The organism is Guyparkeria sp. SB14A (genome assembly GCF_005096345.1).
Classification (GTDB): domain Bacteria; phylum Pseudomonadota; class Gammaproteobacteria; order Halothiobacillales; family Halothiobacillaceae; genus Guyparkeria; species Guyparkeria hydrothermalis.
This window is the reverse complement of record NZ_SWAW01000020.1, coordinates 24608-35689: the sequence shown is the minus strand read 5'-3', so window position 1 is coordinate 35689 and position 11082 is coordinate 24608. Positions and strand designations below refer to the sequence as shown.

At 67.2% G+C, this 11082-nt stretch carries 7 protein-coding genes; 3 read left to right on the top strand and 4 right to left on the bottom strand.

Going from position 1 to position 11082, the window contains the following annotated elements; all coding sequences use genetic code 11:
• Positions 1-123 precede the first annotated feature (123 nt).
• Genes FAZ79_RS08520 through trpB form a run of 3 tightly spaced genes read right to left on the bottom strand, consistent with a single transcriptional unit; the run spans position 124 to position 3488 of the window.
• Positions 124-1062, bottom strand: a complete 939-nt coding sequence (locus FAZ79_RS08520) for a zinc transporter ZntB (RefSeq protein WP_136867552.1) — start codon at positions 1060-1062, stop codon at positions 124-126.
• 28 nt (positions 1063-1090) lie between these two features.
• Entirely contained in the window at positions 1091-2302 is a 1212-nt protein-coding gene (purT, locus tag FAZ79_RS08515; protein ID WP_136867551.1) for a formate-dependent phosphoribosylglycinamide formyltransferase, read from the bottom strand.
• Positions 2295-3488 (bottom strand): tryptophan synthase subunit beta, encoded by a 1194-nt coding sequence (gene trpB, locus FAZ79_RS08510; RefSeq protein ID WP_136867550.1) that lies wholly within the window; start codon positions 3486-3488, stop codon positions 2295-2297. Before trpB ends, purT begins: the two co-directional genes overlap by 8 nt.
• A gap of 259 nt (positions 3489-3747) precedes the next feature.
• Here trpB and FAZ79_RS08505 point away from each other — a divergent pair, with 259 nt between their 5' ends.
• Both FAZ79_RS08505 and FAZ79_RS08500 read left to right on the top strand, forming a co-directional pair.
• Entirely contained in the window at positions 3748-5049 is a 1302-nt protein-coding gene (locus FAZ79_RS08505; protein ID WP_136867549.1) for a PAS domain-containing methyl-accepting chemotaxis protein, read from the top strand.
• Between the two features lie 180 nt (positions 5050-5229).
• Positions 5230-7572, top strand: coding sequence for a diguanylate cyclase (locus FAZ79_RS08500; RefSeq protein ID WP_136867548.1), 2343 nt, complete (start codon positions 5230-5232; stop codon positions 7570-7572).
• An 88-nt stretch (positions 7573-7660) separates the two neighbouring features.
• Here FAZ79_RS08500 and FAZ79_RS08495 read toward each other — a convergent pair whose 3' ends face one another.
• Positions 7661-8854, bottom strand: a complete 1194-nt coding sequence (locus tag FAZ79_RS08495; RefSeq protein WP_136867547.1) for an ammonium transporter — start codon at positions 8852-8854, stop codon at positions 7661-7663.
• A 226-nt stretch (positions 8855-9080) separates the two neighbouring features.
• Between FAZ79_RS08495 and FAZ79_RS08490 the strand changes: the two genes are divergently transcribed.
• A complete protein-coding gene (locus tag FAZ79_RS08490) occupies positions 9081-11081 on the top strand; it encodes a protein-L-isoaspartate(D-aspartate) O-methyltransferase (RefSeq protein ID WP_136867546.1) in 2001 nt (666 codons plus the stop codon).
• Position 11082: the final 1 nt, after the last annotated feature.

Here is an 11082-nt window from a genome sequence, read left to right as displayed (position 1 = left end):
CCTCGAGGTGTTAGCGCGGCATTCTGATGGATGTCCACGGGACCCTCCTGTCATGGATTGCTTGGTCGGCAAACTCAGCATCCATTGGATGGGTTCCGTGGACAACCTGTTGAGAGATCACACCTAGAACCAGCGGCGTCGCTTGAGCCACACGCCCAGCCCGACCCCGATCGCGGCGATCAGCAGCACCACCCACCAGAAGCCCATCGGGGTCTCCACCCAGGGCATGCCGCCCACGTTGATGCCGAACAGCCCCGTCACGAAACCCAGCGGCAGGAAGATCGCCGCCACGATCGACAGGATGTACATGCGGGTGTTGAGCTGATCGGACAGCCGCGTGAGCAGTTGCTCGTGGATCATGGCGCCGCGCTCGCGGGCCATGTCCAGGTCCTCGACCAGGCGCGTGAGCGCGTCGGCCTGTTCGCGGATGCGGCCGCGATCCAGCGAGGCGAGAAGGGGCCGGTTGATGGTCGACAGGCGGGCCAGCGCGTCCCGCTGCGGCGCGAGATAGCGGCGGATGACGATGATGCTGCGGCGGATCTGGCCGATCCGGCCGCGCAGTTCGCGGTCGGCGCCGTCGAGCAGTTGCGCCTCGAGATCGTCGATTTCCTCCTCGATCGACTCGATCAGCTCGTCCGTGCGCTCGGCCAGGCCCTCGACCAGTTCCATCAGCAGGTCGGCCAGCGTCGTGGGCCCGGTGCCGCGCTCGAGCTGGTCAATGATCCCCTCGACGGTGCGCAGCGGATAACGCGAGGTGCTGATCAGCCGCTCGCCGTCGAACCACAACCGCAGCGAGATCATGTCCTCGGGACGGCTGCCGGCATTGAGGTTCACGCCGCGCAGGATCAGGATCAGGCCGTTGTCGTGCTCGACCACGCGCGGGCGCGTGTCCTCGGCGAGCAGGCTGTCGGCGACCAGCTCGTCGACACCGGCCTCGTCCTCGAGCCAGGCCCGGTCGTCGGCGTCCTCCCAGTTGAAGCGCACCCAGGTGCCGGCCGGTTGCTGCTGCGGGCCGGCCCGACCGCCGCTGCCATCGAGGCGAATACTCTGACGCGTACTCATCGGCGTTTCTCCCGAATGCGCGAGGGGCTCACGGCTTGAGCTGGATCGAGCCGGCCGAGCGACGGGCACGCTCGCGCGCCTGCTCGATCGACTCGCCTCGGGCCAGCGCCACGCCCAGGCGGCGCTTGCCGGAGACGACGGGCTTGCCGAACAGCCGCAGTTCCGTGCCGGGTTCGGTCAGCGCGGCCGCCGTCCCGGTCAGTACCGGGTGTCTGCTCTCGCCCTCGCGCACGATGGCACAGGAGGCCGACGGGCCGCGCTGGGCGATCTCGTGCACCGGGAGACCCAGCATCGCCCGTAGGTGCAAGGCGAATTCCGACAGGTCCTGCGAGACCAGGGTCACCAGCCCCGTGTCGTGCGGGCGCGGCGAGACCTCGCTGAACCAGACCTGGTCGTCCTTGACGAACAGCTCCACACCGAAGATCCCGTAGCCGCCCAGTTCCTCGACGATGGTACGCGATATCTCCCCGGCCCGTGCCAGCGCGGTCTCGCTCATCGGGTGCGGCTGCCAGCTCTCGCGGTAATCACCGTCGACCTGGGTGTGACCGATTGGCGGGCAGAGGGTGATGCCGCCGCGATGGCGGACGGTGAGCAGGGTGATCTCGTAGTCGAAGTCGATGAACGATTCGACGATCACCCGGCCCCGTCCCGCCCGGCCGCCGGACTGGGCGAATTCCCAGGCGCGCAGTGCCGCGCCCGGCTCGCGCACCAGCGACTGGCCCTTGCCCGACGAGCTCATCACCGGCTTGACCACGCAGGGCGTGCCGATCTGATCGATGGCATCGAGGAACTGCGCTTCGGTCTCGGCGAAGGCGAACCGGCTGGTCGGCAGGGAGAGGGTCTCGGCGGCCAGTCGGCGGATGCCCTCGCGGTCCATGGTCAGCCGCGCGGCGCGGGCGTTCGGGGTGACCACGAAGCCCTGTGCCTCGAGCTCGAGCAGGGTGGCGGTGGCGATCGCCTCGATTTCCGGGACGATCAAGGCCGGCATCTCCTGGGTGATCACGCTCTTCAAGGCCGCACCGTCGAGCATGTCGATCACGTGCGAGCGATGCGCGACCTGCATGGCCGGCGCATTGGCGTAGCGGTCGACCGCGATCACCTCCAGGCCCAGTCGCTGGGCCTCGATGGCAACCTCCTTGCCGAGCTCGCCGGCACCCAGGAGCATCAGGCGGACCGCCTCGGGCGAGCCGGGGGCGCCCAGTTGCGCCGCGCGGGTGTCGATGCTGCCGTGATCAGCCATGACCGAAATGCTCCGTGACGTAGTCGATGTCCTTGTCGCCGCGCCCGGAGAGGTTGGCCAGGATGGTGGTGCCGGGGTTCTCCCGACCGAACTTCATCGCCCAGGCGATCGCGTGAGCCGATTCCAGGGCCGGGATGATGCCCTCGCGCCGCGAGATCTTGTAGAAGGCGTCCAGGGTCTCGTCGTCGCTGATCGCGTGGTAGTTCACCCGACCGGAGGTCTTGAGGTAGGAATGCTCGGGGCCGACACCGGGGTAGTCCAGCCCCGAGGCGATCGAGTGCACCGGCGCCGGGTTGCCTTCCTCGTCACTCAGGAGCAGGCACTTAAAGCCGTGGATCATGCCCGGCTTGCCGAAGGTCATGGTCGCCGAGTGCTGGCCGAGCTCGGTGCCCTTGCCCAGCGGCTCGACGCCATGGAGCTGCACGTCGTCATCGTCGATAAAGCCCGCGAAGATCCCCAGGGCGTTGGAGCCGCCACCGACGCAGGCGGTGACGTGGTCCGGCAGCTCGCCGGTCATCTCCAGGTATTGCTCGCGCGCCTCGAGGCCCATCACCGACTGGAAGTTGCGCACCATCTGCGGGAAGGGGTGCGGGCCGACCACCGAGCCGATCGCGAAGATCGCCTCGTCGGCCTGCGAGAGATAACTCTGGAAGGCCGAGTCCACCGCTTCCTTCAAGCTGCGGCCACCGAAGCCCACCGGCACCACGTTGGCCCCGAGCAGCTTCATGCGCGTGACGTTGGGCGCCTCCTTGGCGATGTCGATCTCGCCCATGTGGATCTCGCATTCCATGCCGAAGTAGGCCGCCGCGGTCGCCAGGGCCACGCCGTGCTGCCCGGCGCCGGTCTCGGCGATCAGCTTCTTCTTGCCCATGTGCTTGGCGAGCAGCGCCTCGCCCATGCAGTGGTTGAGCTTGTGCGCGCCGGAGTGGTTGAGGTCCTCGCGCTTGAAGTAGAGGTGCGCGCCGACATCGGCACTGAGGTTGTGCGCGTAGTAAACCGGGGTGGGGCGGCCCTGGTAGTGCTTGCGGATGTAGCGCAGTTCGTTGAGGAAGTCGGCCGAGCGCATCAGGCGCCGGTAGGCCTGCTCGATCTCGGCGAAGTGCGGTTCGAGCTCGGGGGGAAGAAAAGCGCCTCCAAATTCACCGAAGTAGCCTTCCTTGTTCGGAAAATCCTTGAGATAAGACATTCAAACTCCCTGCCAAGTGATTGGGTTGCGTGCCTGCATGATCCAACGCCGGGCAGGCGTTGCCAAGCCCGACGGCGAACCGGATGGCGGAATGGCATTCCTCGAGCCGTTCGTCCCGGTTGTCGTGGTCTTTCCGGTCCTGCCTTCCCCATTGGGGTGCATAAAGTTCTGCATAACCTATACAAGAGGTATACAATACCGATACAAACACGCCGGCCGACGCACCCGTCGGGTGCGAGCCGGTCGGGAGGAATCGAAGATGTTCAATCGTCGTCTGCACCACGAACTGGCCGAGTGCCAGGACCAGCTGCGCCAACGAAACGCCGTATTGGATGCGGTGCGCGATTCGGTCGCCTACATCGAGTTCAGCCCGGATGGTCATGTGCTGGACGTCAACGCGCGTTTTCTCGAGACGGTCGGGCGATCACGTGGCGAGGTGATCGGGGCGCACCACCGCCTGTTCTGCGACGACGATTACGCCGCATCCACCGCCTACCAGCGGTTCTGGGAGATCCTGCGCAGCGGGGAGTCGCACTCCGGGACCTTCCCGCGGGTGACGGCAGGCGGTGATCGCCTTTGGCTGGAGGCCACCTATTTCCCGGTCAAGTCGGCGGACGGCCGGGTCGAGCGGGTGGTCAAGATCGCCTCGGACGTGACCGAGCGGGCCGAAGAGCTGCGCGAACACGAGGCGATGTTCAAGGCGCTGGATCGATCCATGGCGGTGATCTCGTTCACCCCGGACGGCACGATCATCGACGCCAATCGCAATTTCCTCGACACGGTGGGGTACTCGCGCGAGCAGGTGCGCGGCAAACACCACCGGATGTTCTGCGACGACGCCTTCTATCGCGAGCACCCGGATTTCTGGTCGGAGCTGGCCGACGGGGCGTTTCGCTCCGGCCGTTTCCGCCGCTATCGCGCCAACGGCGCGGAGGTCTGGCTGGAGGCCACCTACAACCCGATCTTCGATGAGGACGGACGCGTGGAAAAAGTGATCAAGTTCGCCACCGACGTGACCGAGGCGGTGCTGGCCGCCGAGCAGACGCGGGACGCCTCGTCGGTTGCCTACTCGACCGCCCAGCAGACCGCCGACATCGCCGCGCGCGGTGCCGACTCGCTGCGCACGTCGATCGAGACCTCCGAGCAGATCCGCGACCTGATTGCCGAGGCCAAGGCGGTGATCGGCAACCTCAACGACGAATCCAAGAACATCGAGACCATCGTCGCTACCATCAGCGCCGTGGCCGACCAGACCAACCTGCTGGCGCTGAACGCCGCGATCGAGGCGGCCCGTGCCGGCGAGCAGGGGCGGGGGTTCGCCGTGGTGGCCGACGAGGTGCGCCAGCTGGCCGCGCGCACCAGTGCCGCGACCGGTGAGATCGCCGAGGTCATCCGGGGCAACCTCGACTACACCGGCGACATCGTCCAGCGCATCGAAAACGCCAGCCGGGTGGCCGACCTGGGCCGGGAACAGGTCCGATCGGTCGAGGCGATCGTCGAGGAAATCCGCGAAGGCGCGTCTCACGTCCTCGACTCGGTCTCGTCGATCCCGCGCGGGTAATTCCATCGATCCGGTCTGCCGCCCCCAAAGCGATCGATAGGGGGTAATTGAACCCTTGGTCCACGGCGCGCCCCGGTGAACGCTCAGGCCCGGGGGCGCCACAAGTTGTAAGCTCGCCCCAGCACCAGCTCCCGGGGCGGGTACGTCGTCCCGGTGCAAGCGACCACCGACGGACGACGGATGCCGCTGAACCACGCCCCCATCAGACGCCTCTACCTTCGCCATGCGCTGGTCATCCTGACCGTGCTGGTGGGGTTTGCCGTGCTGGTGTGGACGTTCGTCGATTCGCATCGCGACCTCAAGCGCTCGCTGGCCAAGGAGACCTTGAATCACCTGGCGATGGAGTACGACCTCCTCAAGAGCTACCAGCGCACGCTGGCAGACGAGGTGGTCACCGATCACCTGCGTACACCGGTGGTACTCGAGCTCATGCACCGGGCGGCGAGCACGGAGGACCCGGCCGAGCGCGCACGCCTGCGCGAGCAACTCCATGCCCGGCTGGAGCCGGTCTACAAGCGGATGCGCGAGAACGGGTTTCGCCAGCTGCACTACCACCTGCCCGGCGCGGTGAGTTTCCTGCGCTTTCATCGCCCGGACGCGTTCGGCGACGATCTCTGGGACGTGCGTGCCGGCCTGCGATTGGTCAACGAGACCCGACGCCCCGTGTTCGGCTTCGAGGAAGGTCGGGTCTACAACGGCTTTCGTCACATCTACCCGTTGCTGCACGAAGGCGAGTTCGTGGGCTCGGTCGAGGCCTCGTTCTCGTTTCGCACCTTCCTGCTCCACCACGTCGATCTCGATGCCAGCCTGTATCGGCTGATCCTGCCGCAGTCGCTGGTCGACTCGACGGTCTGGAGCGAGCCGCGCGAACGCTACTACGCGGGCACCCCGCTGCATCCGGACTACCTGCGTGACAAGGAGGCCGATCCCTTCAGCAACCCGGCCCTGTTGCCGCCGGCGGGCAACTGGAGCGAATCCGAGGTGGACGCGCTGGAAGCCGCCGTGGCCGATCGAGCCGCGGAGAAGCTTCCCGAGGGGCGGGCGTTCTCGCTGGTCACGCTTGCCCCCAGCCCGGTGGTGATCTCGTTCCTGCCGGTCGAGAACACGCTCGGCGACTCGGCGGCCTGGATCATGCGTTTTCAGCGGGCGCCCGAGGCGGCGGTCTCGTGGGGCTGGATGTGGCTCAAGATCGCGATCGCCCTGGGCTTGTTGCTGCTGGTCATCGCAACCCTGCTGGTGCTCGATCGGCGGGATTACCTCGGCAACCGCGCGCGGGCGCAACTGCTTGCCGATCTGCACGAGGAACACCAACGTCTCCAGCAGGCGCAGTGGATCGCCCGTTTGGGCAGCTGGGAATCGGACGGCCCGAATGGCGAGATCCGTTGGTCGGACCAGGTGTACGACATCTTCGGGGTCTCTCCGGGATCCTTCCGACCCACCCACGAGTCGTTCATGGCGTTGGTGCACCCGGCCGACCGCGACCGGGTGGCCGAGGCCGCCGAACACTCGTTCGCCACCGGCGCTCCCTACGTGATCGAGCATCGCATCCTGCGCCCGGACGGGCAGGTGCGCCACGTGCTGGAGCGCGGCGTGGTGGAGACCGGCGCAGATCGCCGCGAGCGCATGATCGGCACCGTTCAGGACGTCAGTGAGCAGCGTGCGCTGGCGGAAAGCCGACTGGAATCCGAGGCGATCATCGAGTCGGCGCACGAGGCGATCTTCGTCTGCGACACCGAGGGGCTCGTGCAACGTTGCAACGCCTCGTTCCGGCGACTGGTCGGCGTGGACGAGACGCAGTCCACGTCCCTGCACGTGCAGACGATCTTTGCCAGTACCGCTCGCGACGATGCCGTCGACCTTCCCGCCGCCTGGCGCGAGGCGCGGGAACAGGGCTCCTGGGAAGGCGAACTGATGCTGCTCGATCGGAAACGGGGCGAGCGCACGCCGGTGTTGCTCTCGCTGACGGCACTGACCCTCGACTGGGGGGAACGCCGGCTGGTCGGGCTGTTCAGCGACATCAGCGACATCCACGATCGCGAGCGGCGCATGTGGTACCGGGCCCATCACGATCCGCTCACAGGCGCGGCCAACCGGGTGCTGTTCCACGAGCGCCTGACTCGCGCGATCGCCGAGGCCGAGCGCCACGGCGACCTGGTCGCGGTGCTCTACCTCGACCTGGACGACTTCAAGCCGATCAACGACACCCATGGCCACGACGTGGGGGACCAGGTGCTGGTCACCCTGGTGCGTCGGCTGCAGGAGGCGACACGCGAGACCGACAGCGTGGCGCGTCTCGGTGGCGACGAATTCGCGGTGCTGGTTGTGCGTCCGGCCGATGCCGAGGACGTACGCACCGTCGCCGAAAAGCTCGGCGAGGTGGTCGAGCGGTCGATCACGCTCGACGGGCTGACCGTGCGGGTTACGGTCAGTATTGGTTCGGCGGTCTACCCGACCGACGGCACGACGCCGGAGGCCTTGCTGCAGGCCGCCGACGAGGCCATGTACCAGCAAAAGGCCCGGTAACGCGCTGGCGTCACCGGGCCTTCGATCGACGCCCGGATGCCCGGGCGGCCTGCATTGGCGTTGGGTCCGTGCCGGACCGGGTGTCGAATCAGCTTCCGTTGGGCGGGGTGGCGCTGATGCGATGGATCGACAGGTCCGCGCCCTCGAACTCCTGTTCTTCGGTCAGGCGGATGCCGACGCTGCGCTTGAGCAGCCAGTAGACGAGAAAGCCGCCGGCCAGCGCGATGGAAACGCCCACCGTGGTGCCGATCAGCTGCGAAACCAGGCTCACGCCGCCCATGCCGCCAAGCGCCTCCAGCCCGAAGATGCCGGCGGCAATCGCGCCCCAGGCGCCGCACAGCCCGTGCAGTGGCCACACGCCCAGCACGTCGTCGATCTTCCAGCGGTTCTGGGTGAGGATGAACGTCGCGACGAACAGGGCACCGGCAATCGCGCCGATCGCGAGTGCGCCCAGCGGGTGGACGATGTCCGAGCCAGCGCAGATGGCCACCAGCCCGGCCAGCGGACCGTTGTGGACGAAGCCCGGGTCATTGCGACCGACGAACAGGGCGGCGAGCACGCCGCCGACCATCGCCATCAGCGAGTTGAGCGCGACCAACCCCGAGACCGCCTCGACCGACTGGGCCGACATGACGTTGAACCCGAACCAGCCCACGGTCAGGATCCAGGCACCCAGGGCGAGAAACGGGATGCTCGACGGCGGGTGGGCGGCCATGCCGTGCTTGCCGTAGCGCCCGCGACGCGCCCCCAGCAGCAAGACCGCGGCCAGGGCGATCCAGCCGCCCATGCCATGCACCACCATGGAGCCGGCGAAGTCGTGGAAGCCGGCCCCGAAGGTGGATTCCAGCCAGCCCTGCAGGCCGAACCGGCCGTTCCAGACCATGCCCTCGTAGACCGGGTAGATGAACGCCACGATCAGGAAGGTCGCCGCGAGCACCGGGTAGAACTTGGCCCGCTCGGCGATGCCGCCGGAGACGATGGCCGGGATGGCGGCGGCGAAGGTCAACAGGAAGAAGAACTTCACCAGCTCGTAGCCGTTGCCGACATTGAGCTCGGCGGCCGCGGCGTAGAAGTCCATCCCGTAGGCGATCGAGTAGCCGATGAAGAAGTAGGCGATCGTCGCGACGGCGAAATCGGCGATGATCTTGACCAGGGCGTTGACCTGGTTCTTCTCGCGCACCGTGCCCACCTCGAGAAAGGCGAAGCCGGCGTGCATGGCCAGCACCATGGCCGCACCGATCAAGAGAAAGAAGGTGTTCGCACCGTCCTGAAACGTTTCCATCGAAGTCTCCGGTCTGAAGGGTTGCTTGCACCATAGGCAGGAATCGTTCCATGGCCACATGCCGCATTAAGGGGCAGTCGACCGGCAACGAATGCGTCTCTCTGGTGCAGAGACGCCCATGCATGCACAACCGGGGTGCAAAAACGGCGGCGGGCGTCGTTCGATAGTGCATTGACTATGCTCACCTGACCTCGTGTTCCATGACGGTTCCCGTCGGGGGTGAGCCATGACCGATTCAGACTGGAAATTCCGTCGCGAGACGATGGTTGAACACCAGGTGCGAGCTCGAGGCGTCCGATCACCCCAGGTGCTCGAGGCGATGCGGCAGGTGCCACGCGAGGCGTTCGTGCCGCAGGACCTGCGCGAGTTCGCCTACGAGGACACCGCGCTGCCGATCGCCGCCGGTCAGACCATTACCCAGCCCTGGGTGGTCGCGATGATGATCGAGGCGCTCGATCTCAAGGGGGGTGAGCGCGTGCTCGACATCGGTACCGGCTCGGGTTACGCCGCGGCGGTAGTCGCGCGGATCGCCGCCGCGGTGTACAGCATCGAGCGCATCGGGGAGCTCGCCACCCAGGCGCGTCGCGCGTTGAGCGACCAGGGGGTTGGGAATGTCGAGGTGCGCGAGGGCGACGGGTCGCTGGGCTGGCCCGAGGCGGCGCCCTTCGATGCAATCATGGTGGCCGCGGCGAGCCCCGGTGTCCCGGATCGACTCAAGCGCCAGCTGGCGATTGGCGGCCGATTGGTGATCCCGGTGGGTGAGGACGACGAGGCGCAGGAGCTGGTGCGGATCACGCGCCTGGGCGAGAACGCGTATCGCACCGAGGATCTGGCCGACGTGAGCTTCCTCCCGCTGTTGGGCGAGGCCGGCCGGGACGAGGCTCGCGCCCGTTCGCCGCGGGCCGGCCCGCGCACGATGTCGCCACGCGATCAGTCACTCGGTCGCCGCATGGCGGCGGTGGCCGAAGGGTTCGATGCGGTCGACGACCTGCCGCTGGACGGCCTGCTGGAGCGCATCGGCGACTCGCGTCTGGTGCTGATCGGCGAGGCCTCCCACGGCACCTCGGAGTTCTACCGCGCCCGCCAACGGATTACCCGGGCGCTGATCGAGGCGAAGGGGTTCGATTTCGTCGCCATCGAGGGCGACTGGCCCGATGCCGCCCGCATCGATCACTACGTGCGACACGCCGAGTACCCGCCATCCGAATGGACCGCTTTTGCCCGGTTTCCCACCTGGATGTGGCGCAACGCGGAGGTGCGCGGGTTCGTCGACTGGTTGCGCGAGCACAATGCCGATCGGGCGCCCGCCGATCGTGTCGCCTTTCACGGCCTGGACCTCTACAGCCTCTACAACTCGATCGCGGCCGTGCTCGACTACCTCGACGACGTCGACCCGGAGGCCGCCGCCGTTGCCCGGCAGCGCTACGGCTGCCTGACGCCCTTCGAACCCGACCCGGCCGACTATGCCCGGATGTCGCTGAGCCCAGGCTATGCCGGCTGCGAGCGACCGGTGGTGGCGATGCTGCGCGATCTGCAGCAACGTCACCGTCGGTACGCCGAGCAGGACGGCGACCGGTTCCTCGACGCGGTGCAGAATGCCCGCCTGATCGCCAACGCCGAGGAGTACTACCGCTCGATGTTCTACGGCTCGCGTAGTGCCTGGAACCTTCGCGATGGCCACATGTTCGAGACCCTCGAGGCGTTGCTGGCTCATCACGGCGAGGACAGCCGTGGCGTGGTCTGGGCGCACAACTCGCACGTGGGCGATGCACGGGCTACCGACATGTCGCGGCGCGGCGAATTCAATATCGGCCAGTTGTGTCGGGCCCGATTCGGCGAGGCCGTCTACTCGATCGGTTTCGGCACGGACACCGGCACGGTGGCGGCGGCCTCGAACTGGGACGAACCGATGGAGATCAAGACGTTGCGCCCGGCGTTGCCAGACAGCTACGAGCGTCTCTGCCACGAGACCGGTCGGGCCGGTTTCCTGTTGCCGCTGGGCCGGGGCGGCGACCCCCAGGTACGCCAGGGCTTGGCCGAGTCACGCCTGGAACGGGCGGTCGGGGTGATCTATCGTCCGGAAACCGAACGCGCCAGTCACTACTTTCACGCCGAGCTGCCGCGCCAGTTCGACGAGTACGTCTGGGTGGACCGCAGTCGGGCCGTGACGCCGCTGGACAGCCGAGCGCTCGAGGGTGCGGCTGATACGTATCCCTTCGGCCTGTGAG